The organism is Pseudomonas fluorescens, assembly GCF_001708445.1.
GTDB lineage: Bacteria > Pseudomonadota > Gammaproteobacteria > Pseudomonadales > Pseudomonadaceae > Aquipseudomonas > Aquipseudomonas gorinensis.
In genome coordinates, this window is sequence record NZ_CP015637.1 from 5,357,919 (window position 1) to 5,383,387 (window position 25,469).

Consider the following 25,469-nt stretch of genomic DNA (forward strand, 5'->3'; position numbering starts at 1 on the left):
TTTGCCGGCGCTAGCAGACAAGTCCCACGCTGTCGAGATATGGCGCCGTGGGCCGTTTGCGTATACTGCGCAGATGTTCTCCCCTACTGCTTTGCGCCCGCGGTGCGCCAAATGGCTCATCGCAACCGGACTCTTCCTGATGCTCAGCGCCTGTGTTGATAAACCCAGCACGCTCGAGCGAATCAAGGAGGATGGCGTATTGCGGGTGATTACCCGAAACAGCCCGGCCACGTATTTCCAGGACCGCAACGGTGAAACCGGTTTCGAATACGAACTGGTCAAGCGTTTTGCCGACGACCTGGGGGTGAAGCTGGAAATCGAAACCGCTGACAACCTCGACGACCTGTTCGGCCAGCTGGGCAAACCCAACGGCCCGGTCCTGGCCGCCGCCGGCCTGGTCAGCAGCGAGCAGCGCCTGAAGCAGGTACGCTTTTCCCACCCGTACCTGGAAGTGACCCCGCAGATCATCTATCGCAACGGCCAATCGCGCCCCACCAACGCGGCGGACCTGGTGGGCAAGAAGATCATGGTGCTCAAGGGCAGCACCCACGCCGAACAACTGGCGGAGCTGAAAAAACAGAATCCTGCCATCGAATACGAAGAGTCCGACGCCGTTGAAGTAGTCGATCTGTTGCGCATGGTCGACGAAGGCCAGATCGACCTGACCCTGGTGGACTCCAACGAAGTGGCGATGAACCAGGTGTACTTCCCCAACGTGCGCGTGGCGTTCGACCTCGGCGATGCCAGCCACCAGAGCTGGGCCGTGGCCGCCGGCGAAGACAACAGCCTGCTCAACGAGGTCAACAGCTACCTCGACAAGGTCGGCAAGAACGGCACCTTGCAGCGCCTGAAAGATCGCTACTACGGGCACGTCGATGTGCTCGGCTACATGGGCGCCTATACGTTTGCCCAGCACTTGCAGCAGCGCTTGCCCAAGTACGAGAAACACTTCAAGGCCTACGCCAAGGAAGAAAAGGTCGACTGGCGCCTGTTGGCGGCCATCGGCTATCAGGAGTCACTCTGGCAACCGGCGGTCACCTCCAAGACCGGCGTGCGCGGGCTGATGATGCTGACCCAGAACACCGCCCAGGCCATGGGCGTGTCCAACCGCCTGGACGCCAAGCAAAGCATCATGGGCGGCGCCAAGTACCTGGCCAAGATCAAGGATGAGCTTGACGATGATATCGCCGAGCCGGACCGTACCTGGTTTGCCCTGGCCGCTTACAACGTGGGCACCGGGCATCTGGACGACGCGCGCAAGCTGGCGCAGAAGGACGGCCTGAACCCGAACAAGTGGCTGGACGTGAAGAAGATGCTGCCGCGCCTGTCGCAGAAGCAGTGGTACAGCAAGACCCGCTACGGCTATGCCCGTGGCGGCGAGCCGGTGCACTTCGTGGCGAACATCCGGCGCTACTACGACATCCTCACCTGGGTGACTCAGCCACAGCTGGAAGGTAATCAGGTGGTCGAAGGCAACCTGCATGTACCTGGGGTGAACAAGACCAAGCCGCCGGAAGAGAACCCGCAGCTGTAAACCCGATCATCCAGCCCCCCAAGCCCATGTGGGAGGGAGCTTGCTCCCGATGAGGCTCGATCAGCCACAGACAAGCTGACCGCCCCCTGCTACCGGCACTCCCACCGCTCGTTCGCTACTGGCCCTGGAGGCCGGTGAGCAGATGTACCGTGCCTCCCGCCAACACCATCACGCCCGGCACTCCAGCCGCCTTTAACGCCGCCACATCCACCCGCGCCGCGTCCTGCAGTTGCACGCGCACCCGCGTCAACGCCACGCGCTGTTGCGTCTTGAGATTATCCGCACCACCGAGCGCATCCAGCACATCGGCCGACAACAGACTCGGTGTCGACGGCGCTACCGTCTCGGCAATCAAATCCGGGGTCAGGGCTTTCCAGAACGCCCGCTGCAATTTCTCGAACATGCTCAGTGCTCCACGACAGGTGAGGTTTCAACGGTGGCCGCGTGATACAGGCGCAAGGCCTCGCGCACTTGGGCGGCCTCTTCCAGGCCCAGTACCTGGCGGGCGATGATCTGGCAGTCCGCCAGGTCCAGCTCGCGTACGGTGGCCTTGATGGTCGGGATCAGCGGCACACTGACAGACAACTCATCCACCCCCAGCCCGATCAATACCGGCACGGCCAAGGCTTCGGACGCCAACGCCCCGCACACGCCCACCCATTTGCCGTGGGCATGGGCGGCCTTGACGGTGGTCGCGATCAGGCGCAGCACCGCCGGGTGAAAGCTGTCGGCCTGGCCGGCCAGCCGCGGGTGGTCGCGGTCCATGGCCAGGGTGTATTGGGTCAGGTCATTGGTGCCGATCGAAAAGAAATCCACATGGGGCGCAAACACATCCGCCATCAACGCCGCAGACGGCACCTCGATCATGATGCCCAGCTTCGGTAGCTCGGTGAGCCCCAGGGCCAGCGCTTCTTCTTCGAGCATCTTGCGCGCCAGGTGCAACTCGGAGAGCAGGCTGACCATCGGCAGCATGATATGCAGGCGTGCAAAACCGGCACTGGCGAGGATCGCACGGAACTGTTCGCGCAGCAGCTCGGGACGCTCCAGGCACAGGCGGATGCCGCGCAGCCCGAGGAACGGGTTGGTTTCGGCATCCATCGGCACATAAGCCAAGGGTTTGTCGCCACCGACGTCCAAGGTGCGCACCACCAGGTTGCGCTCGGCGCCCAGGGCACGGGCGATGGCCGTGTAGGTAGCCGCTTGTTCGTCAGGGCTCGGCACGCGGTTGCGGTCCAGGTAGAGGAATTCCGAACGCAACAGGCCGACGCCTTCGCCGCCAAGGGTCAGGGATTGCTCCACTTCCTCCAACGAGGCCACGTTGGCGGTGACTTCGACGTGATGACCGTCTCGGGTGGTGGCGGGCAAAGACGCCTGCGCCACATCGCGTTGATGGCGAAGCACCTGCTGCTTGCGGGCGGCTTCCAATTGTTCGATTTCGGCCAGGTCCGGGTCCAAGTGCAGTTCGCCTTTGTCGGCGTCGAGCAACACCTGCTTGCCGTTGGCCAACCCCAGTACCTGGGCCGAAACACCGCAAATGGCCGGCAGGCCAAGGGCGCGGGCGAGGATCGCGACGTGGCTGGTCGCGCCTCCGCCGACGGTGACAAAACCCAGCACTTTGCGTGTATCCAGGCTGGCAGTCTGCGAAGGGGTCAATTGCTCAGCGATCAGGATTGCGCGCTCCGGCAAGTCCCAGGCGTTGTCCTGAATGCCCAGGATCAGTTTCAGCACGCGCTGGCCAACATCCGCCAGATCTGCCGCACGCTCGGCGATCAGCGCATTGCCCAGCCCCTGAAATAGCTTGACGGTCGCCAGCGTGGCACTGTTCCAGGCAAAGGCGGCGCTTTTGCCTTCAGCCAGCAGGCTGTGGGCTTGCTCCAGCAAGGTCGGGTCTTCGAGCAGTTCCTGATGGGCGCGGAAAATCTCTGCCTGGGCGCTGCCGGCGGCCTTATCCCGAAAAGCCTGCAATGCCTCGGTGGCAGCCAGCAGGCCACGCGCCAAAGCGGCACGTTCAGTGGCTTCACCCATACCTTGTTCAGGGATGCTCAGCTCAGGCTCAGTCACTTGAACGACCTGACCAAACGCCGAACCCGGCGATGCGCACACGCCTCGCAGCAAGGTCGCCGAGGGTGGCGTAACGACCGCTTCAGCCACGCTCGCCACCCCCTCGCCACAGCCTTCAGACAACAAGGCCACCAGCGCAGTGATCGCCACTTCGGCATCCTCACCCGCCGCACTCACCTGCAAGGTGTCGCCGTGCACGGTTTGCAACGCCATGATCGCCACCAGCGATTTGGCGTTGGCGCTCTGGGTTTGCTTGTGCAGATAGATGCTTGCGTTGAAACCTTTCGCCGCCTGGGCGAACACCGCCGCCGGGCGGGCGTGCAAACCATTGGCATTGGGCAAGGTCAACGGCTTGGAGAACAGCGCATCGCCCTCCTCTTCGTCCACTGCGTCAACGGCTTCACCTGGGGATAACTGCAACAGCGGTCGGCCGACCTCCACAAGATCGGTTGCCAACACGCTAAACGGCTCGCCACTGACCACCAGCATCAAGGTCAGCAGGCTACGGGCGTTGAGCGCCACGTAGTCGGCATCGAATTCGATCAGCGGTTGCCCGGCCTCCACCCGCTGGCCTTCCTCGACCAATCGGGTAAATCCCTTGCCTGCCAGGTTCACGGTGTCCAGGCCGATGTGCATCAGCACCTGCACGCCATTGTCATCGGTGATGCTGACCGCATGCCCACTGTCCTGGATATTGCTGATCACCCCGGCCAGTGGCGCGCAGAGGGTCTGCGAGGTGGGGTCGATACACAGGCCGTCGCCAATCAGGCGGCTGGAGAATACAGGGTCGGGCACCTTATCCAGCGCCAGCAGCACACCCGACACGGGCGCCAGCAATTCCAGGGGTTGAGTTGCGGTCATGACTTCACCTGCTGTTTTGTTCTGTAGATATCCGTGTGGGCGGGGGCTTGCTCCCGATGACGGTGTACCAGCCAATAAATGCCTATCTGAAACACCGCTATCGGGGGCAAGCCCCCTCCCACATTTAGTCCCTGTGCACCCGAAGGCTCATTTCCACCAGTATTCGACTTGCACGCCGACGTTCGAGCCATGCCGCGCAGTGCCGTAGGCGCCGGTGTCGGACAACGCCGAACCCGCCGCCAGCTCATTCGCCGCACGCTTGGCCGCTTCGTTCCAACTGGCATAGGTGTAATACAAACGCACCTCCGGCCGCGCCCAAAAATCCGGGCCTTTGGGCGACCAGGTCGGGGCGAAGGTGAACTTGCTCAGCTTGCGCGTGCCACCACTGGCATCGACCTGATCATGGCCGAGTTCGGTGACCAGCTTGAACTGCTCGCTGATCGCATAGGCCGGGCGCACGCCGACGGACATCCAGGTCTGGTCCTGGCTGCCGGGACGGATATCTTTCTGGTACACCGCCTCGATCTGCCCGCCGAAACGCGGGGTCACCTGCCAGTCGAAAAACTCGACGGCGCGATAGCTTTTGCTGCTGTTGTCCAAGCGGGTATTGCCGGTGTAACCCAGGCCGGTGCCAGGACCTTCGCCGTACTGCAGGGCGAATTTGTTCTTGCCGCCCAGGAAAGCCTTTTGTACGTGCTGCGCCGTGATCGCCCAACCGCTGTTGGTATCGCGCCCGCCGGCCTTTTCGATGTAGCTCAAGCCCAGCTCCAGCTCGCCACCGGGGTTGGTCTTGAAGCCCGCAATGTTGAAATCGTGACGGGTGGCGTATTCCTTCTGGTACAGGTTGTCCTTGCGCGAAAGGGCGTAGCTGTATTTCAAGTCGCCAATCAGCACGTCCTCGATACCGCCGCCCGTGGCGCTCTGGTTCCAGTAGTAGAAGTCGGAGATATGGATGTCATTACGTTTGTAGTAACGCCGCCCGGCCCACAGCGACCCGCCGTTGAGACTGGGCAGGTTCGACCATTGCGCATACATCTGCGGCATGCGCGCCGAGCCGTTGTTTTCACCCTGGAATTTAAGGGCGCGGTCGTATTGGTTGTACAGGGAGGCCATGGCGTCGACGCTGAGCACCGAACCATCGTCGAGGGTCAGCAGGTCCTGGCGCAATTCCAGTTCGGCGTACTGCTCGCATTCGTTGCCCAAGCGGTATTTGGTTTGCGCGCCCGGCAGTTGGAAACACTGCCGCTTGCCACTGCCGGTTGAAGTGCCCACGCCACTGCGCAGGTAACCGGCAAATTCCAGGGCCTGCGCGCCGAATGGCAGGCTCAGGCACGATGCTACTAGGCCCAGCTTTATTGTTGTTTTCATGAAGCGCTCCGATATTTTTATTATGTTTTTAACGCGTCCCCGCGCTCCCACACGGGGTTTACAACGGGTCTCAGTCCTTGAGGTGCAGCACAAAGGATTCGTAGGGGCGCAGCACGACTGTGCGGGTACGCATCGGGCAATCGGGGTAGTTGCTGATCAGCAGGCGTTGCTCGGTGCCCCCACTGATCACGTTGCCGGGCAGTTGGATCTCGCACGGCTGGCCGTAGAAGTTGTTCAGCACCAGCAACCGCTCGCCATGACCTTCGCGCAGGTATGCCCAGACCTGAAGGTGGTCTTGCAGCAACGGGCGGTAAACGCCCTCCTGAATCAGCGATTCATGGCGACGCAAGGCGATCAGCGCGCGGTAGTGATGCAGCACCGAGTCCGGGTCATCCAGTTGCTGCTCGACATTGATCTGCGCCGCATTGGCCGGGATACCGATCCACGGCTCGCCCGTGCTGAAACCGGCATTCGCCTGGTTGTTCCACTGCATGGGCGTGCGCCCGTTATCGCGGGACTTCTGCATGATCGCCGCCATGCTCGACGCCTCGGACTCCCCCGCATCGCGCTTGAGGCGGAAGATGTTCAGGGTCTCGACATCACGGTAGTGCTCGATCTTGTCGAACCCTGGGTTGGTCATGCCCAGCTCTTCGCCCTGGTACACAAAGGGCGTGCCCTGGAGGAAGTGCAACGCCGTGGCGAGCATCTTGGCCGAGACCACCCGGTGTTCGCCGTCATCACCAAATCGCGAGACCACTCGAGGCTGGTCGTGGTTACACCAGAACAGTGCGTTCCAGCCGCCACCCGCCTGCATGCCGAGTTGCCAGTCAGAGAGAATCTGCTTGAGCTGCAGGAAATCAAAGTCGGCGCGCACCCACTTCTGCAAGTTCGGGTAATCGACTTTCAGGTGATGAAAGTTGAAGGTCATCGACAGCTCTTTGGACTCCGGCCGCGAATAGCGGATGCAGTGTTCCAGGCTGGTGGACGACATCTCGCCGACGTTGATCAGGTCATGGCCCTCGAAGACTTCGCGGTGCATTTCCTGCAGGTATGCATGCACGTTCGGGCCGTCGGTGTAGAAGCGACGGCCATCGCTGTTGTCTTCGGGGAAATCGGCGGGCTTGGAGATCAGGTTGATCACGTCCAGGCGGAAACCGCCCACACCCTTGTCGCGCCAGAAGCGCATCAGCTTGAACACCTCGGCGCGCACCTTGGGGTTGTCCCAGTTGAGGTCGGCCTGGGTGTGATCGAACAGGTGCAGGAAGTACTGGCCGGTTTGCGCTTCGTATTCCCAGGCTGAGCCACCGAACTTGGATTCCCAGTTGTTCGGCTGGTCGCGCCAGATATAGAAGTCACGGTACGGGTTGTCGAGGCTGCTGCGTGCCTGCTGGAACCACTCATGCTCGATGGAGGTGTGATTGACCACGATGTCGAGCATCAGCTTGATGCCGCGCTGGGCCGCTTCGCTGATCAGCAGGTCGCAGTCGGCCATGGTCCCGTAGCTGGGATCGATGGCGTAGTAGTCGCTGATGTCGTAGCCGTTGTCGCGCTGCGGTGAACGCAGGAACGGGGTGATCCACAGGCAGTCGACCCCCAGCCACTTGAGGTAATCGAGTTTATCCACGATACCCAGCAGGTCACCGGTGGCGTTACCCGCGTGGCTGTGGAAGCTTTTGGGGTAGATCTGGTAGATCACCGAGTGTTGCCAGTCTTGCATGGTGGGTTCCTTCAGTAGAATTTTTTGCAGGCCTCTCGGGCCTCATCGGGGGGCAAGCCCGCTCCCACATTCAAAATGCGGAGGGGCTTGCCCCCGATAGCGGTAGATCAGGCAACCCTGTATCCAGGCCGCACGATCTTCATGCTCAATGCGCAGGTCAAAACAAACGGCACGACCATCGCGATGACCATCCCGATCACAAACATCGGAATGGCGCTCGGCACGATCGAGATAAACCCAGGCAGGCCGCCGACCCCGATGGCCGAGGCCTGGACCTTGTTCAACGACAGGAAGATGCTGCCCAGCGCCGAACCCAGCAGCGCGGCATAAAACGGGAATTTGAAGCGCAGGTTCACGCCGAACATCGCGGGCTCTGTAATGCCGAAGTAGGCGGAAACCGCTGAGGTCGAGGCCATGCTTTTGTCCCGCGCATTACGGGTCATGTAGAACACCGCGAGCGCGGCGCTGCCCTGGGCCAGGTTGGACATGACGATCATCGGCCAGATAAAGGTGCCGCCCTGGGTGGAGATCAATTGCAGGTCCACGGCGAGGAACATATGGTGCATGCCGGTGATCACCAGCGGGGCATACAGCAGGCCGAAAATCGCCCCGCCCAGCATCGGCGCCAGGTCAAAGAGGGTGACCACGCCTTCGGTAATCAGGATGCCCAGGTGACGGGTGACCGGGCCAATGATCGCCAGGGCCAGCACACCGGTAACGACGATGGTGGTGATCGGTACGACGAGCAGTTGAATCGCATTCGGCACCCGCGCCCGCAGCCATTTCTCGATGACGCTCATCACATAGGCCGCCATCAGGATAGGCAGGATCTGCCCCTGGTAACCCACTTTCTCGATCTTGAACCAACCGAAAATATCGAAGTACGGCAGGCTCTGGCCATCCAGCCCGGCGACCGCCTTGCCATAGTTCCAGGCGTTGAGCAGGTCCGGGTGAACCAGCATCAGGCCGAGCACGATGCCGAGGATTTCACTGCCGCCAAAGCGCTTGGCCGCCGACCAGCCCACCAGCGCCGGCAAGAACACGAACGAGGTGTTGGCCATCAGGTTGATCAGGCTCCACAGGCCATCCAGGTTCGGATAGGCCTCCAGCAGCGTCTTGCCCTCGATGAACATGCCCTTGGCGCCCATCAGGTTGTTCACGCCCATCAACAGGCCGGCAATGATCAGCGCAGGCAGGATCGGCATGAACACATCGGAGAACACCCGCACCAGGCGCTGCATGGCATTGGTCTTGTCGGCGCCCTTTTTCTTGACGTCGGCGATGGTGGCGGCGGCGAGGCCGGTCTGTTCCCGCAGCGCGGCGTAGACTTTTTCCACTTCGCCGGGGCCGATCACCACCTGGAACAGGCCCCCGGTGAAAAACGAGCCCTTGACGAGGTCAACCTGGTTCAAGGCGCTGCTCTTGACCCGGCTCGGGTCCTTGAGCGCCAGGCGCAGGCGAGTCACGCAGTGGGCAGCTTGCTCAAGGTTGTCGCTGCCCCCGAGGTTCTCGAGAATCTCGCGGGCAATGTTCGAATAGTCGTGGCTCATGCTTGGTTTCCACTTTGATTTTTTTATTTGGGGGCAGTCATTGGCAGCACGCCGAGAGCAAACGTACTCGTACAGACGAGTTAAAGCAACAACTCGTCTGTACGAGTTACATTTTGTTTGTTTTTTTATGGGCTCTACACCGTCACGCGCCACAGATATCCAAGGGCCCAATGGACAAACACCCCCCTTGCCACTAAGGTTCCTGCCTTGAACGCAAACCCGGCACAGAGCCATCCCCATGAGCAAATACAACCAGATCTATACCGATCTGCTTGCCAACATCACCACTGAACGCCTGCAACGTGGCACCCGTCTTCCCTCCGAAACCGAATTGATGGATGCCTACCAGGCCAGCCGTGGCACCGTGCGTCGGGCCATCGAGCAGTTGCAGGAGCGTGGGTTCGCGCAAAAAATCCACGGCAAGGGCACTTTCGTGTTGTCGCCCAACCCCATCGAGTTCCAATTGGGTGGCATCGTCAGCTTCCACGAAACCCACGCCGACCTGGGCGACGACGTACGCACCGAAGTGGTCGAGTTCACCCAGTTCCCACTGGAAGGCTCATTGCAACAACACATCGAAGCCGAACCCGGCACCCTGATCACGCGGATCAAGCGCGTCCGGCGCATCGGCGGCAAACGGGTGATCCTCGACATCAACCACTTTGTCGCCGACCTGATTCCCGGCCTGGACCGCGACATCGCCGAGCAGTCGATCTACGCGTTCATCGAGCAGACGCTGCAGCTGCAGATCAGCTATGCGCAACGCACCATCGAAGCCCTGCCCCGCAGCAAAGACGACCAGGCGCACCTCGACCTCGACGGCCAGAGCCATGTGATCGTGGTGAGTAACCAGACGTTTTTGCAGGATGGGCGCCAGTTCGAGTACACCGAATCGCGGCATACGCTGGATAAGTTTTACTTTTCGGATATTGCCCGACGGTAAACAAATACCAGAAACACAAAACCCCGGACATGGCCGGGGTTTTGTTATTCAGCGCTCACCTGCTGCCGCAGCGTCACTTCCACTCCAATTATGAACTATGAAATAAAATATATAAAAATCATATAGTTATATGATCAAGTACGAATGACGCCTTGAAAAGTGCCATTTCTATCAGGAAGGCCGCTGCAAGCCACCCCACCGTTGATATGATCCTTGACAAGTCCTGAGGTGTGCCGTTGCAAATTACCCGTCGACGACAAATCGGTATGGACAGCAGGGCCTCTGGATCGGCCAAGTCGTTTCCCGAGGCTCGTGGCTACGTGCCAATTTGGGATACGGATGCGGACGACCTGCCGCCTATGCTTAAGTCGAACTCATCGCCCCTGAGGACGACCATAGAGCACTCGCCTTGTCTTCAATGGCGACGAGCGCAGTAAGGATGTGAAATGGATAAGTCGCAGGAAGTTGACGAGGTAACCCGGCTCACAGCGCACGCGCACAGAGTCTTACAGAGTGGTGCGCTCGGTAAATCGCAACAGATCATTCGTCTTTTCGAGTTTCTCCTCGAACGATCACTGACGGCGACCGCAACGAAAGAAATCGAGATTGCACTAGTCGTGTTTGGTAGACCCGCCAGCGTGGATCTCGCGGCTGATGCAACGGTTCGAGTGCATATTCATCGGCTGCGAAAAAAACTCGATGCGGCGCCAGCCGATGAGCGTGGCGAGCGGCTTATCCTTCCGCGTGGCGAATATCGTCTGGTCGTCGCTGTTCCCGATGAGCAAGACAAATACTCCGGCCATGTGCACCGACGTTTCCTTGATTGGCGGTATTTTGCCGTCGCGGCGCTTTTCCTCACGCTCAACGCAATATGCTGGCTCTGGTTGGCAGGGAAATCACCCAGTGATTCACGTATCGAGAGCATTCTCTGGAGTGGTATTACGAAGAATCTGGCTCCGCTATTAATCGTTTCCGGTGATTTTTATGTATTCGGTGAACAGGGCGCTGACGGTTCTATTCTTCGTATGGTCGCTGATTCCACCATCGCTTCCAGCGAGGATCTGAATAACTACAAACAACAGATGCCTGTGCCCGGCCAAAGGTATATCGATATGAATGCCCATCACTTGCCGAGTGGGCTCGCATCAGCCCTGGTTTCGGTGATGCCAATCATGGTCGCAACCAGGCCTGGAAATTCAAGCCTGATCAAGGATGTGACCACATCACGTTTCACCAATGAAATGCTGAGCGATCACGATATTGTCTATGTTGGTTTACTCGACACGCTCGGCGATCTGCAGGAGCCGTTTTTTGATCTTTCCGGGTTTTCGCTGTCGGCCAGCGGCGATACCCTTGTGGATCGAGCGAGCGGGGATAAATTTCAATCTGATTGGGCCGAACCGTCCACTGAAAGAATCATGCGTCGTGACTATGCGTACCTTGCTCGCTTTCCGGGACCAGCAGGAAATCACATCGTCGTCGTTGCCGGCATCATGGATCCCGCACTGATTGAAGCAGCGAAAATTGCATCGGACAGTGCCGAGCTGAGTCGCTTGAAGACCGTGCTAGGGAATAGCGACGCCTTCGAAGCGATGTATGAGGTGCGCACATTTGGTCCGTCGAGTGTATCGGCAGAGTTGCTGATCGCACGCCCACTTGACGTCGGTCAGATGTGGCGTACGAGGCAGGCGTCGCCTCCCAGTGGCAAGGCCATGCCAAGCCCTGGCAAGCCAGACGAGGCAGCTCAATAGAAGCTGAGCGCCAGACTCTTTTACGAACCTGTCCCTATCCCGGACAGGGCTGCCAACCGCACGCGGTTAGCTCCTTCTGGAGCGAAGAGCCAGGCTAAAGGAACCTGAGATGGGGCAAGGCAATATCGCCCGTCGTCTCGTAGCGAAGCCATTGCTCGTTCCGAGACGGGCTGGGCACCGTGCCTACGTGCGTGGCCTGACGTGGGCATCCGCTTCGCCTGGTGCCGACGTCTCCCATCAGGGTGTGCGGGAATGCTTTGCGCAAAAAGCACATGGCCTGCATGGGGTCTCGGCAACGGCGCCTGAACCGGCATGCAGGCACATTTAATCTGCCCTGTTGATTACAACCTGTGTCGCTGGAAATTTCTCAGGGGTAGACCTACGCAATCTCCACGAACATATGCGCCTTGTCGCGCCGGACCTTTTCGAGTTTCACCAGCCAATCGCTTTCAGTATCCCGGTAGCCCAGGGCCAAAAGAACGGAACTGTTCAACCCCTGTTCGGGAAGCTTCAGAAGCGCATTCACTGCCTGGTTGTCGAATCCTTCCATGGGCGTGGCATCTACGCCCAGTTCAGCTGCCGCTACCAACGCGAATCCCAAGGCGATGTAGCACTGTTTGGACGCGTGGAAATACTGCTGCTCCTTGCTCATGCTGCCGAAAGAATCGAGCAGCGATAGCCGGTAATCATCGGTGACACTGGCAGGCAGGTTACGTATTTTGTTGCTGTATTCAAAAAACCCATTGATCCGCTCAGGTGTGTATTCATCCCAGGCAGCAAAAATCAACAAGTGGGACGCTGTGGAAATTTGCTGTTGGTTGGCGCAGATCGGCTGCAATTGCGCCTTCAACTCGCGGTTAGTGATGATTAACACCTTGAAAGGCTGCAGGCCCGAACTGCTGGGGGCCAGGCGTATGGCTTCCAGGATCGGATCAATTTTTTCTTGCGCGACCTTGTCGCCGTTGTAGCTTTTGGTTGCATAGCGCCAATGAAGCGTGTCTTTCAATGCCATGATGATTCCCTTGACGGAATTGAGCCAGCGATTGCCTGGCGTGCTTTACGCTCTAGATACTTGCCCAGTGCTCCGTACCCCTCACGGATTCGGGCTCTGCCCGTCCTTCAAGTGACGCCAGAGGGTTTTGAAAGGATCGATATAGAACCCCCTCAGGGTGTTGTGCGGATTGTTGGCACCATATTCTTCGTCGTTGCATCCCCAACGCCAGCTCTCGCCCTTCTTGGGCAAGTAGAGTGTTCCGAACATCCAGTCCCAGAGCGTCAGTACGACTGCGTTGTTCTTGTCCCAGTGATGGGGCTCCATACTGTGGTGAAGGTTGTGCATGACAGGGGCCAAAACGATCCGGTTCATCCACCCGTAGGAGATCGGCAAATGGACGTGAGAAAACACATCGATAACGAAGAAGCAGATGTAGGCCGTTGTGGTGACGGCAACCACCATGCCTGGGTGGATTTGACTCCCCGTTGCATAAAGCACCACCCCCGTAAAGGCCCCGCCGACCACCGCCGGGATAATATTGAGGCCAAAGAACTCGATGGGGTGCTGGCGGAATAGCGTCCAGGGCGTCAGTGTCTCAGCGGTATGGTGAGGCTTGTGCAGATGCCACATCAGTGCATTGGTATGGCACCAACGATGTATCCAATACCCCACGAAGTCGACACTGAGGAAATAAGTCAGGAACTGAACGGAGACGATCAGCCAGGTTGACGTCATCAAGGGGGCCCGGACGCCGAATTCAGCGGTGAAATAAGCGCCTACATTGTCAGCAATGGCGATGCCATTGACGGCGAAGACGCCAACCAGGGGAAAACCGAGCATCAGCAGGATGATACCGTTCCACATATCCACGCGAGATGAGGGGTTGTCATATTGCTCTTTGGGAAAGGCTGCATTGGTTAGAGAACGGAGGGTCAGGGGGCTCTGCCACTTTTGCGAGATGATGAACATCACCGCGAGGACTGAGACAAACAGAGGAAGGCCCCAGGCCCACAGACTTATTATTTCCAGTGTCGGTTCATAGAACGCGACAATTGAGTCCCAGATCTCATACATCGTCATCGTAAGTACCTCGCCATTTATTCTTTTGTTTTTGTTTTGAGGCCATGGATAGCCTCGCGCTGTCTTTCCGTGCAGGCCCGGTCGGGAGTCTTATTTCAACGGGCTATATGGATACTGCCCATGACAGACTGCCCAAGATAAGTTGGGTAACGGTTAATTAACGGTACGTAACAGGTTATTTTCAGAGAGGTTTTCTCTAAAAACATCATTTGAATCAGACAGATAGTCTTAGGGGCATGCTGACGGAGCCGTTCCCTATTCGCCGAGCGTGTCAGCCGCCCGAGGTCCGTCCAGGCACCCTCTGGTTCGAGGGGCAAGGATTGGGGGCGCCGCCTGATGGATAGAGCGGAGGCTTTCCTATTTCAACACCACCAGAACATATGACTGGAAACCACTGAAGCACACCGCGCGAGTGGTTTTTATCAAAGCCTCGGCTGGTAGCCCGTGGAGAATCTACCGGAAGGTGATATTCGCTTTGGAAAGTACCGGAATAATCATTAAAAGAAGTATCGACCGGACACTTACGCTTATTCGGCGTCAGCTTAATCACGCAAGATGCGTTCGGCGGGCAAGAGACTACAGAATCCGGCAAATGCAACAATCAAGTATTGCCACTTGAAGCGGACGCTATAAAAAGAACATTCGGAGATTAACAGTGTGATCGAGCGGATATTGAAATCCCGCGCCAAGGCGCGGGATTTCGGGGAACGGCATCATCAAGAGCGCGTGGGGATCACTCCCACTCTATTATAAATACTAAGAAAATTACCTTTTATATCAGTATGTTAAAATTAGAAAAACTGAAAATACCATGAGATATGCCATACGCTGCTATTTTGGCGAAAATTTAGCCTCTGCGTCGACAAGCTTCCACTCCACGCCTTGTCCGAACGCGACAGCCATCTGTCGCAAAAAAATAGTCAGCTCAGCCGGGTCGCCGTTCCGGCGCACTTCACTCAGCAGTTCGGCCGCATAGACCGGATCTAAGCGAAATAGATCAGCCATGGCTTCGTCGTGTGGTCGGCTTTTCAACTGGTGCTATCCTCTTTGTTGACTGCGCAGTACAAAGCTATGCGATATATGCCCTAGAGCGCCATGACTACAGATGCTTTTTCCTCCCGGTGATCCGCCACGTAAATGCATACATTTATACGATGACATGCAAAAGGATGGATACTTATAGCCCCTACCTTCTCCATAAAAAAATCGTTAATCATTAGTGCATCGTGATAAATCAGCAAAATCTACTGACAAACTCATTCATACCTACTACTTTTACCGGAAGCGAAAAAGCGGAATAAATATACTTTGCTTTTTTTCTACTATTGCCATCCTCACTAACATAATATGTTGCCTTAGCCGCAAAGATTACATTCAACATATCCCTCACCAGATTAGATGGCTTGTTCTTCTTCTTGATTTTTTCTTTAAAAGCAGGATGAAAGTCTAGTAACTGATAGCCAATATGCAGCTTATCTAAATTTTCCAGATCCTCAATTTTCTTACCACTTATCGACAAAAAACCTTGAACAGCAGCAGGAAATTTGTTCGGATGATCCGCAGCAGCTTCATCTGCTAAAAACTCAAGAAAGGGCAAAACACTTTTATAATACTCTGAATTTTGGTCAAGAACGGTATTACTCTCGCTCTCAAAATCCTTCTTAAGCCTAGAAATCTGCTCCCTTATATTTTTATACCAATCAGGATCGTCCATCGATACAGCTGCACTTTCAATAAATCTCTTAACTACAGAACCATCAAGCACTCCGTCATTTTCTTCAATTAATTTCTTATATGCAGAGTCGCTATGCATCTTATCCGTATCAATTTCAAACGACTCACCTGTCACATCAAAATCCATTGAAGCAGCGGGTTCACTTTTTAAGTATTCAAAATGCTCATGCACATCAGATTTATTTATCACAACATCGTGACCAACAGTAAATGCACCAAATCCTTCTGAAACAAACATAAGGTAATCAAGATCTTCTTTTACCTTCGGATTATCATCTTTATCCGAAACTAATAAATCTCGGAGATGACTTTCGGAGTAAGGAAATTTAAACCTTTTTGACAGCTTATTGAACAACTTCTCAAACTCGAAACCATCATACTTATCGGTTACCACTTGACCCTTCATGTACTTTATTACGTTCCAGTCAAGATAAATATACTTCACTCTATACACCCTAGTGATTGAACAAGCAAATTATAGCAATGAAGCGCCCTATGTTTTTTTCTGCGACAGGGTAGACAGTAACTAGCTAGACTCAGTAACTTCTCGAATAAAAGCCTCACCCAGCTACCGTACCTCTACCTATTGTTATAAGGAGAATATTTAAGATTCTGGCAAAAAACGACATGGTAGATAAATTCGGCCGCAACCCCTGTCCACCATTATAGTCCATTGATATGTACTCTCTGCCTTTGATCCTGTGTAAGCTTATCCCCACAAAACCAAGTCAAAGCATCGCGATGTAAGCGAGAGCCTGCTCTAATGTCTGCGTAAAAATTGTCCACTATAAATACCATGAACGCCCTTAAACTAAGTGCCGATTTAACAGGAATCCTGCATTCCTCGTGGCCTATATGGAGATGCACTTCAGGATGCAACTCGTTGGCATCGTCAGGAGAGTAGTCGAACCTTAAAGGACTTCTGGCCTGAAAGAAACCCGTGTCTCCTTTAGCCATTCGCTCCAAGACCTCATCAATGATGCGTCCGGAATCCATTAGATCGTCTGAGAATTTGACAGGTGAGGGATACCAACAAAGCCGATGGCGAACAATCTCACGTCTGCGCAACCCATAAGAAATTTGAAAAAAAGAACCATCCGTGAGCAACATTGAATACTGTCTATTTTCCACTAACGAGCAGTATTCGCTCAGGGTTGAGAAATCGTTTTCTTTCAGAACATATCCATCGTTACCCCAAGTCACCTCTACCAAACCATTCGATTTTTGATAGGCCTGATGGTTCCTTGAATCGATTATTAACCCGGTTTTTTGCCACTCAAAAATCAGCTGATTAATAGCCCCAATTAACTCTTCAGACTGAATAGGCATGGTGAGTCACTCAAAGATATCACGGAGGTCGTCTGGCAAATCCTCCAAAGCTATTTTCCCTTCCTTCAAAAGACGCTTAATTTTCTTTATCTGTCCAAATCCCTGATAAAGCTCCTGCACCTCATCAGGTGACTTATCCTTGTACGCATTCTCCAGTTCATCCAACTGCTCCCGAGTTGGATATTTAAAATTAAGCATGAAATTATTTGCGTAGACTTGATCAATCTCCTTGACCAGAGACTGCATTGTAGTACCAACACCAGTAATTCTCACCCAAGCCTTAGCTCTAGTAATAGCAGTGAATAGCGAGTTTCGTTTCTTCCCTAGATCGAAACCAGAACAGCAGTATTGCGCATTCATGACGTAAACCATGGGAGCTTCGTTACCCTTGGCCCTATGGATATGCGTTATCGCTATAGAGTCTTCAACGAAAACCACATCCTGACTGCTATTTTTCCCTACAACATGACAATTTAAACTTAAATTCCTCAACTCGTGCATCACATAAGCGGACTCGCTATTCAAAGTATATGCATCAGGGAAAACTATCAAGATGTCGCTAAACTCAAGTTCACCGCTAGTGACATCGCGCTGAATCTGCTGTGCCACCCACTTACCTTGTAACTCTTTAGTATCGAAAGCTTGATATCCTATCGCTGAATCAACATTCATCAAGCTATAAAAATAGTCGGGCGTTCTTGAGGATGAGCGCTGTAGCGACACTGTTTTCCCAAGGGACAACTCCCCAGACACGAGCTCGAAGCCGATGTCTTTCCAAAACCTGGGGTCCGGGAACATGCGTATGGGCCCGCTATCACGATAGATACCCAGTCCTAGAGCCAAAGCGAGGGTGAGTGTCCAAGGAGGGTTCCTGTAACAAATCGGCAGCATAATATCTTGCTGAGGACGACCTGGCTCATTTTCAAGATGCACAAGTGCAACACCCTCAGGGGAGCACCCAAAAAGCTCATCCGCCGGAAGCATGGTGAAGTTGCCTAAATTTTGTAACTCATCATAGGCCCAGATTAATTTTTCAGGACTGCGTACAAATCTATAGACCAATTTAAAGAAAGAAACTGGAAAATCTTGAGCTTCATCTATAAGCAAATAATCATACAAGGGCTCAACTTGAACACCATTGATTGCATCAAGTGCTTCTTGGCAAGCTCCCTCAAAAGCAGTTTCACGGGTATATTTCTGTTTGGCATCCATAAAATTCAATGGTGAAATGCCAATCTGACTACATATCTCTGAGTAAATACCGACTTCTCTAGTACTACCCCAAGCATGACGAATCTTAAGAAAGTTTGGATCCGTATCTTCTTGCTTATGTTCAAAATAAAATTTATCTGTAAGCCTTTCCAATTGCTGGTAAAGAGATCGGCTTTGAAAAGTAACGGCAATAACAAGCTCAGGATTATACGCATGCAAATACGCAGCTTTCATAGCAAGAATAATTGTCTTGCCAGATCCAGCAAGCCCTCTTATCCGCTGGGGTTTATCTGGCGACTCAATTGCGGCTTTCTTCTGCCACCGGTCTAAATTCGCAATCTCTTTTTCAATTCTCTTTATAGTTGAACCTAAAGACCCGTCATCTTTAACCTTTGTTCTTTTTTTAGTAGGCTTAAGAACTGATGTCTTTTGAATCGAAGCATTTACGAGTTTGAATTGCTCGTCAGAAATACCAGCAAACTGCTGGACAGTCGAAACAACAGTATCTGGGGTGCATGAGTCTACACCTTCAAGTATATCCTGCCTAAAAGACAAAACGTTTACTTGGAAGGATAGATCGCGTCTGTTTACCAATCCCTTCTCAGCTAAAAAACGCTTAACCAACCCTCTGTATAAATCGTCTTGATATTCCTCAACAACGACTGGATCATCCTCTGCTGTATTACTCAGATCAAATACCACCACGCCGTGATCTTTTGTCACCATCAGCGCATCAGTAAGCACCGCGTTCTCATTAACTTCAAAAATCGGGTAACCGATATATAGGCTACCCTCAATATCAAGGACTCGGAGGGACTGAACTAACTCATCAACCGCCTGAGGATTTTTCTTTTTGCCGAATACAAAGTCCATTAAGCTTCACTCCAAAAGAACAAAATCCCAGTGATGATCGGTTGCCGCATTCAAAGGCTTGTCAAAACATATAACTTATCCTTTGACTAACCGAAGAGAGGATAGACTGCCTTTAACGCTTGCCCCCCCTCCGCCTTTTAACACATTCAACATTAGGCCAAATGTAAGCTCATTTATTTCTGCTTGAGGTATAGCCAACTGTTGTGCTACATGATTCTTGCTTATTCCCTCATCTCTCAACGCCGAAAAGACTTTTTCAAGGATTACTGATTTTTCGTGAGGTACTGATTCAGGTTCGGAAGTCCGGTATCCCTCCTGAGCAATCTGAATACATAAAGTTCGATATGTCCAGTCAGTAATCAAACCTAATGTATGAAGGCGATAATTCAAAGCCGCCACTGAGACAGACCAGTATTTCTTAAATTTTATAAGGCTTTGAATTGTCGCTGAACGCGGCGCCTTGGCAAGCACGCTGGCTCGCGGCATAAGAAAAGCAGATGCAAAGGCGTTAGCCTCTCTCTCCAAGTCTGGCCCTTGTGGGTGCGCGTGTTGGTGCAAAACTAAATGCCCAAGTTCATGAGCAGCATCAAACCGGCAGCGCTCTGCGGACTTATACGTATTCAAAAACATGAAGGGACGGCCACCACTCCACATTGAAAATGCGTCTACTTCTTTAGCATCAATAGCCAACGAGTAGACCCTTACACCCTTCGACTCTAATAGAACTATCAAATTTCTGATAGAGTTTTGCCCTAATCCCCAATGAGCCCGCAGCATTTCTGCTGCAGCCTCCGGCTCTTGAATTGCTCCTGCTGCCGGGTATTCCTCAATCTCGTGGGACTTACAATCACCCTGATTTAATATTGAAAAATTTCTATCGCTCCCGAGATCTGGAATATCAGGCTCCGGCAAATCAAATCGTGACTCAATCCAGTTATTCAAAAGTAAAGCGATAGCCCCTGCCCCAAGTGCAGAGTCACGCAAAGCAGCCGACATTTTTGAAAGAGAACGGAAACTTGCAATATCTGGAGTCGGGATTTCGGGATCGTCACCAAAGAAAAAACTCTCAGGAAACCCAAGGGCCTCTGCAATTCGATGCAACGTTCCAGACTCAGGCTCCTGACTACCGTTCTCGTAGCCCGACACAGAGCGCTCGGTCACCCCAATTGAAATGGCGAGTTCACGTTTCTTCATTCCCCTCCGCTTCCGAGCAAGGGAAAATCGCATGGCATTAAACATGGTAAGTCAAGAGGCTTTTCTAGTAATGTTGATATTAATATTCATACCATCGGGCTCGATAAAATCATCCAATTGGATGTCGTCATCGAAGGAAATGCTGCTCAGAATGATACGTTCAGCCCAGGATGTAATTTTACCATCTTCCCCAATGTCCCAAGGCTTAGAAAATTCCATACGAATTTCCTTCCTATTGATGTCGGTATGATGCAGCAAAATCCACGTATCATGATTCGAAGGGCCCGTTATAGTTTTTTCAGGTAGAAGTTCAATAAACAAGTCTCCTTGTCGGTTTCCCTCAACAGCCTCAACGGTGTTTTTCCCCTTCTTGGACCTATTAGACGGATGTGAGTGAGCAATACCCGTTGCTTCATCACCTGAAGCTATTGCAATAGCCAGATCAAGAGAATTATTTACCGTCGATTCGTAGTTACCTGCCACATGAGCGATCCAGCCGAAAGGGCGGAGCTGATCACGTAAGCCGGCCACACACCACCCCCACATTTCAAGCCCTGGAAAGATACGAGGATGGTTAGGTGTGAGCCTAGCGCGCTGTAGATGCCCTTGGTTGATGGCCTCTCTAAGTGACGCTTCAGACACTCCAAGCTCTTCAAGACGCGCAGCGACTTCAGAAACTACAACATTCATAGGCATTTTCTCTAGCTCCTGCTAGCTCGACTTCCGGTTATCCTCCCTCATTTGAGGAAGAAAAACAAGAAGCCATCGACAAAGCATACGCATCACGCTCTTAAAAATTCCAGGTACTCGGGCCTCAAGTGAGGGAAGTCTCTGCTGAGTCAACCGCATTAGACGACCTCTGCTAACACACATCGCTGCTGAAGGCCTTCATGGGTTGCGGCTGATTCGAGGTTGGCCTAGGGTGCCGACTTTAGGAGCTCTATGTACCGCCTCCGGAGGTTGCAAGGGCTGTCGATGCTGAACAAGCTCACACGACAAAGTGTTGTGGAGGACCAACCTGATCGGCGACAAAAAACGCAAGCCGCTCTACCCCTTGGACGCTAGCTCTTGAAAGCTCCGTTCGTCAGAAGCTCTTCCACAAAAGCTTTACTGGTTTCCCAAGCTATGCGGTGGCGCTTTTCGCTTTCTCGCATTCGCTTATGCTCCTCTTGGAAAGCATCCATTTTTGCATCAATATCATCTGCGAAATCAGGTCCGCCGACAATTTCGCCAGATGTGATGTGGTGGGAAGTCGAACGCCTCAATGCTAGTGCTAGATTTCTATCGATCGTGAGCGCTGCCGACGCCGGAGAGTACCGAGAGTGACTTTGATCGGAAAACTGATTATCAATATTGCAAGTCGTATAAAGATCCAAGTCAGCCAGACCTACTAAGTTTCCTTTGGGAGTAAGCTTTAAAATTCGAGTAAAGAGGAATTCTTTTTTACTATTAAATCTTGCTATAAACTCCTTATCATTTTGATCGCACTCAATTAGATTTCTTTCAATATACTCAACAAAAAAACGACTAGCCCTTCGCTCATCGAAATACTCTAAGCCTAAAGGGGAATGTAATGCTTCCGCAGCAAACGCTGGTGGCACCAATATAAACCTTGGGTCAGATGAAAGCATTCCTGCAAAACCACGGCCTGCTCGCTGCACAAAACTAAACTGCCAATTTTTTTGTTGATACAACCGTAAAGTATTAGCGATTTTATCTGAATCGTGTTGTATCAGGTTGAGGTAATGCTCGGCGCCTTGATACGTTTCAATTCCATCAAAAAATAGTTTAGAGTCTAATTCCTCCTCGACTAGATACTTTAACTCTTTAAATTTCCGCCAGTGCTCATGACTGCTTGTCAGTTTTCTTTGTCTAAGATATTCATAGAAAACCGTTGGCCTTACCACCAGATCGAAGCGATACGGCAATCTCTTAATAAGCATAAAAGCCAGCAGGATAGAGAGCAGCCCCTCTGAGATAATTCCTTGGCGATAAGACTCTAGCCGCATAATAATATTAGAATCCAGAACCAAGCGATACGGCCCCTCTAATATCACGGAGCTTTCAACTTGATCTAGCAAATGGAATAAGTTCTCGCCCATCTTTTGCTGGCTTTTAGCTTTAAGAAGCTTGCTATGTTTAATAATTTCTTGCAGATCCATGTGAGATTTATTCTCGACTATTCATTTATACAAAAATTTCCGTTTACATATACTAGTCTCTAAAGGCACTCTCGCCGAACTACTAGCACCAGATTTATTTTCACCACTTGCCGAAAAATACCATTTGCAAATACTCATCCTGTAGCTGTCTTTGTTTGCCCCACAGAGCAAGAACTGATTCAACTATTGTTAACTCTCCGTCGCTTCGAAATGCGATGAAGAGCCAAGCATATGACCCCACAATCTATTATTTCCGCTCATACACGATTCGGCTCATTAGATCCCGAACCTGTGCTTGAAGAACTCGGAAATTCACCATCATTTCCTCAACATCTATAGGTTTTGCACCTTGGCCGTTCTTTTCCGCGAGCCAAAGCTTTAGCAACCCGGCAACACGTCCAAGGTCTCCATTGGCCTTGGCTAAATCAGCCACTGCGGTTAAGTCAACGACCGACCGTATGGGAGTGTTCAAGCCAAGGGCGCGAAGATAGCCCGACCGGGACATTCCAGCTTCTTCGGCCTTATCAGCGATAACCGCCTTTTCCTCGTCAGTGACCCAAACCTCGATTGGCTTGCCACGTCGGCGAGCTGGTGCTTTTTCTTTGGTGCCGATTGCCATGGACGCTCCTGTGTTTGCCTTGCTTTTTTCTCTTAGACGCGGCAGCGGCTGTGCGCCTCGCAGAGCAAGATACGTTGAGCCGAAGGCGAATAAGGGGAGGTGTTGGTAGGGTGCGGGCTTGCCCGTACCCGTACAACACACATCTTGCCGTCTGATCTTCCGCAATTCTAGGCAACTTGCCCTCCTTAGGTTCGCCTACTGCCATTTCCGGCTATTTCTGACCTATAATTTCCTTAAATTTCTCTGAGTTGCGTTAAATTTCGCTAAGGATATGAAAAATTTCCTTTAATTTTCTAAAATTTCCTTGAGTTACCTATATCAGGTGCCGAGCACTAATTCGATCACATAAACAGGAGACGCCAAATGACTGACGGGCCGAAAAAGGTGTATCGCGGCGCAGGGCGAGTTGCCTTTCTGGCCAGGCTTGATGACTTTCGTAAGCTGATAGATGCAGGGCATCCGCTACGTGCAATCTATGACGATTACGCCGAACAGCTTGGCATTGGCTACCCGCAATTCACCAAATACGTCGGCAGGTATGTACGAAAGGAAAAAGACGATGGGCACCAAAGGAAAGGCTCTGGGCAATTCACATCGCAAAGCCTCTCATCTGTCCCGACAGGAGTAGTAAGAGGACAGCCGGAACACAGCGCCACACCGCCTCCCAAACCCGGCTCAAAGCGTGCGGGATTCGACCACAACCCGAATAGTGGAAACACTCGGGACGACCTGATCTGACGCTCCACGACATAGCGCGGCTATGTAGCCCCTTTAATTTGGGCGAGGAAATGAGGTAGAACTTTTCAGTCTGTCTAAATTTACCTCATTAAAAAACGGTGAACCCATGGCTCGAAAAACTCTCGCAGAACGTCGTTCTGACGCCCTTTCAGAGCTGGAAACAGCTAAAGCAAGATTGGCGAAATTGGATAATGAGGCGGCTGAAAGAATTGGGAGAATTGCAATCAAATCAGGATTGGTTAATCTTGAAATTACAGACGATCAAATTCGGGAAGAATTCGACAATATAGTAGAAAGGATCAGAAAGGGGGATTGATCATGAAAACCGCTCACCGCATCAGCGCATTGGCCAACCAACTCAACGAACTGCAAGCCTACCTCGGTCAAGCCAGCGGGCGACCTAGTAAAGCTGTTAGAGAAGCCTAACGCATCGCGGCGGAGTTGGCTTCCTCGCTCGAAAACTGGCACCTAGAAACACTACACATCCCTGAAACGGAGCGTGGTCACTATCGGACCCAGAACCCCTATTACTCAGCCTACTAATGCGCTACGCCATTTCATTAAAAAAGCCCACTTCGGTGGGCTTTTTTGGACCGTAAAACCACATCACGCCGAAAGACAGACAGGTCCATGCATAAAGAAAATGCCAGCAAAATCAGGTTGCTGCGAGTCAACCCCACACAACCAACGCCCGCAAGTCATTGATTTCTATGCGGATAGACACTTATCCGCATATTCCAAACCACGCCAAACCTGTCAATAATCAAACCTCGAATCATGACAAACCGAGGTGTTCGGCATGAATACGGAATTGCTGAAATCGCCGATTTCATCGGCTCGGAAATCGAGAATACGTACTGCCCTTGTTTTAGCAATGAAAAGCACAAGTCTCAGTATGGGCTTCTACTTGGCCCCCCCCTCTGCATATGCCATCTACTGCTCAAACTGCTCGACGTTCTATCAACAGATGTTTGAGTACGCCGAGGCAGTCAACACGGCGCTGAACACTGCAGAGCAACTACAGACGCAGATTCAGCAGTATCAGAACATGGTCACCCAGGGCACGGGCTTACCAAGCACCATGTTTGGCAGCATCGCGGCCGATCTTAAAAACGTGGCCAACCTTTACACCCGTTCGCAGTCCCTAGGCCGCCAGATCCAAAATATGGACTCTCAGTTCAACACCGCTTTCCCCGGCTTTCAGTCCTACCTAAATCAAGCCGCGAACTCAGCAGAAGTACCAGCTCGTGAGCGCTATCAGAAGTGGTCGGAACAAGGCAGCGATAACGTAAAGACGGCACTCGAGGCGGCAAACCTCAATACCAGCAAGTTCGAGTCTGAAGACATCCAGCTTGATCGCATGGTGGCCCGTTCGCAGTCAGCCGTAGGCCGCATGCAAGCTATACAGGCGGGCAACGAGATCGCCTCCCAGAACGTGCAGCAACTGCAAAAACTGCGCGATCTGATGGCCACCCAAATCAACATGCAGGGCAACTACATGGCCCAGCAAGGCGACCGAAAGGCCGCTAGCGAAGCGACTGAACAGCAGTTTGAAGCGCGGAAAAACACACGCGGCGGCGTGAGGGAGTACTGAGAATGACTAATTCGAAAAGGCTCATCGCGTTGGTGTGCGCCGGGTCCGCACTGGCCGGTTCCATGGTCACCGTGGTGGTTCAAAGTAACAGCGAATGTACTGCCGTGGCTGAGCAACGACGGCAACAGCGTGACGCTGATGCCTCATTTGAGGCG

The 25,469-nt window shown here is 53.0% G+C and carries 21 protein-coding genes and 1 pseudogene; 7 read left to right on the forward strand and 15 right to left on the reverse strand.

Going from position 1 to position 25,469, the window contains the following annotated elements; translation table 11 throughout:
• Window positions 1-73: 73 nt before the first annotated feature.
• The gene (gene mltF, locus A7317_RS23830) at window positions 74-1,534 is read left to right on the forward strand and encodes a membrane-bound lytic murein transglycosylase MltF (protein ID WP_069076947.1); all 1,461 of its coding nucleotides are present in this window, start codon (window positions 74-76) and stop codon (window positions 1,532-1,534) included.
• A 115-nt stretch (window positions 1,535-1,649) separates the two neighbouring features.
• Here mltF and A7317_RS23835 read toward each other — a convergent pair whose 3' ends face one another.
• The 5 genes from A7317_RS23835 to treP all read right to left on the reverse strand — a co-directional run bounded on the left by A7317_RS23835 (window position 1,650) and on the right by treP (window position 9,091).
• Complete coding sequence (locus tag A7317_RS23835; protein WP_024077256.1) at window positions 1,650-1,937, reverse strand: PTS transporter subunit EIIB; 288 nt, start codon at window positions 1,935-1,937, stop codon at window positions 1,650-1,652.
• Window positions 1,938-1,939: 2 nt separating this feature from the next.
• Window positions 1,940-4,456: a phosphoenolpyruvate--protein phosphotransferase gene (gene ptsP, locus A7317_RS23840; RefSeq protein WP_069076948.1), complete on the reverse strand. Its 2,517-nt coding sequence runs from the start codon at window positions 4,454-4,456 to the stop codon at window positions 1,940-1,942.
• Between the two features lie 147 nt (window positions 4,457-4,603).
• Window positions 4,604-5,824, reverse strand: coding sequence for a maltoporin (locus tag A7317_RS23845; protein ID WP_069076949.1), 1,221 nt, complete (start codon window positions 5,822-5,824; stop codon window positions 4,604-4,606).
• Window positions 5,825-5,894: 70 nt separating this feature from the next.
• Window positions 5,895-7,541 carry an alpha,alpha-phosphotrehalase gene (gene treC, locus A7317_RS23850; protein ID WP_069076950.1) on the reverse strand — a complete coding sequence of 549 codons (1,647 nt, stop codon included), beginning with the start codon at window positions 7,539-7,541 and terminating at the stop codon, window positions 5,895-5,897.
• Window positions 7,542-7,648: 107 nt separating this feature from the next.
• Entirely contained in the window at window positions 7,649-9,091 is a 1,443-nt protein-coding gene (gene treP, locus A7317_RS23855) for a PTS system trehalose-specific EIIBC component (RefSeq protein ID WP_024077260.1), read from the reverse strand.
• A gap of 238 nt (window positions 9,092-9,329) precedes the next feature.
• Between treP and treR the strand changes: the two genes are divergently transcribed.
• Together treR and A7317_RS23865 are read left to right on the forward strand one after the other, a co-directional pair.
• Complete coding sequence (gene treR, locus A7317_RS23860; protein ID WP_024077261.1) at window positions 9,330-10,034, forward strand: trehalose operon repressor; 705 nt, start codon at window positions 9,330-9,332, stop codon at window positions 10,032-10,034.
• A 446-nt stretch (window positions 10,035-10,480) separates the two neighbouring features.
• The gene (locus A7317_RS23865) at window positions 10,481-11,785 is read left to right on the forward strand and encodes a hypothetical protein (protein WP_024077262.1); all 1,305 of its coding nucleotides are present in this window, start codon (window positions 10,481-10,483) and stop codon (window positions 11,783-11,785) included.
• A gap of 379 nt (window positions 11,786-12,164) precedes the next feature.
• On the opposite strand, the gene A7317_RS23870 is transcribed toward A7317_RS23865, so the two are convergent.
• From A7317_RS23870 to A7317_RS23910, 10 genes are all read right to left on the reverse strand, one after another.
• Window positions 12,165-12,797: an NAD(P)H-dependent oxidoreductase gene (locus A7317_RS23870; RefSeq protein ID WP_024077263.1), complete on the reverse strand. Its 633-nt coding sequence runs from the start codon at window positions 12,795-12,797 to the stop codon at window positions 12,165-12,167.
• 81 nt (window positions 12,798-12,878) lie between these two features.
• The gene (locus A7317_RS23875; protein WP_024077264.1) at window positions 12,879-13,859 is read right to left on the reverse strand and encodes a sterol desaturase family protein; all 981 of its coding nucleotides are present in this window, start codon (window positions 13,857-13,859) and stop codon (window positions 12,879-12,881) included.
• Window positions 13,860-14,690: 831 nt separating this feature from the next.
• Window positions 14,691-14,891: a transcriptional regulator gene (locus A7317_RS23880; protein ID WP_069076951.1), complete on the reverse strand. Its 201-nt coding sequence runs from the start codon at window positions 14,889-14,891 to the stop codon at window positions 14,691-14,693.
• Between the two features lie 202 nt (window positions 14,892-15,093).
• Entirely contained in the window at window positions 15,094-15,999 is a 906-nt protein-coding gene (locus tag A7317_RS23885; protein WP_069076952.1) for a hypothetical protein, read from the reverse strand.
• 257 nt (window positions 16,000-16,256) lie between these two features.
• Window positions 16,257-16,922 carry a DUF2290 domain-containing protein gene (locus tag A7317_RS23890; protein ID WP_069076953.1) on the reverse strand — a complete coding sequence of 222 codons (666 nt, stop codon included), beginning with the start codon at window positions 16,920-16,922 and terminating at the stop codon, window positions 16,257-16,259.
• 6 nt (window positions 16,923-16,928) lie between these two features.
• On the reverse strand, window positions 16,929-19,007 hold the full coding sequence (locus A7317_RS23895) for a DEAD/DEAH box helicase (protein ID WP_069076954.1): 2,079 nt from the start codon (window positions 19,005-19,007) through the stop codon (window positions 16,929-16,931).
• A gap of 75 nt (window positions 19,008-19,082) precedes the next feature.
• Window positions 19,083-20,246, reverse strand: coding sequence for a helix-turn-helix domain-containing protein (locus tag A7317_RS30280; RefSeq protein WP_081329247.1), 1,164 nt, complete (start codon window positions 20,244-20,246; stop codon window positions 19,083-19,085).
• A 6-nt stretch (window positions 20,247-20,252) separates the two neighbouring features.
• Window positions 20,253-20,897: a hypothetical protein gene (locus A7317_RS23900; RefSeq protein WP_069076955.1), complete on the reverse strand. Its 645-nt coding sequence runs from the start codon at window positions 20,895-20,897 to the stop codon at window positions 20,253-20,255.
• 365 nt (window positions 20,898-21,262) lie between these two features.
• A complete protein-coding gene (locus A7317_RS23905) occupies window positions 21,263-22,363 on the reverse strand; it encodes a hypothetical protein (RefSeq protein WP_069076956.1) in 1,101 nt (366 codons plus the stop codon).
• 247 nt (window positions 22,364-22,610) lie between these two features.
• Entirely contained in the window at window positions 22,611-22,982 is a 372-nt protein-coding gene (locus A7317_RS23910) for a plasmid mobilization protein (RefSeq protein ID WP_069076957.1), read from the reverse strand.
• Between the two features lie 363 nt (window positions 22,983-23,345).
• Here A7317_RS23910 and A7317_RS23915 point away from each other — a divergent pair, with 363 nt between their 5' ends.
• From A7317_RS23915 to trbJ, 4 genes and pseudogenes are all read left to right on the forward strand, one after another.
• Complete coding sequence (locus A7317_RS23915; RefSeq protein WP_069076958.1) at window positions 23,346-23,720, forward strand: TraK family protein; 375 nt, start codon at window positions 23,346-23,348, stop codon at window positions 23,718-23,720.
• Window positions 23,721-23,826: 106 nt separating this feature from the next.
• Entirely contained in the window at window positions 23,827-24,036 is a 210-nt protein-coding gene (locus A7317_RS30285) for a TraC family protein (protein WP_003380647.1), read from the forward strand.
• 2 nt (window positions 24,037-24,038) lie between these two features.
• Window positions 24,039-24,263, forward strand: a pseudogene (locus A7317_RS30290) (hypothetical protein).
• Window positions 24,264-24,519: 256 nt separating this feature from the next.
• The gene (gene trbJ, locus A7317_RS23920) at window positions 24,520-25,314 is read left to right on the forward strand and encodes a P-type conjugative transfer protein TrbJ (RefSeq protein WP_081329248.1); all 795 of its coding nucleotides are present in this window, start codon (window positions 24,520-24,522) and stop codon (window positions 25,312-25,314) included.
• Window positions 25,315-25,469 lie beyond the last annotated feature (155 nt).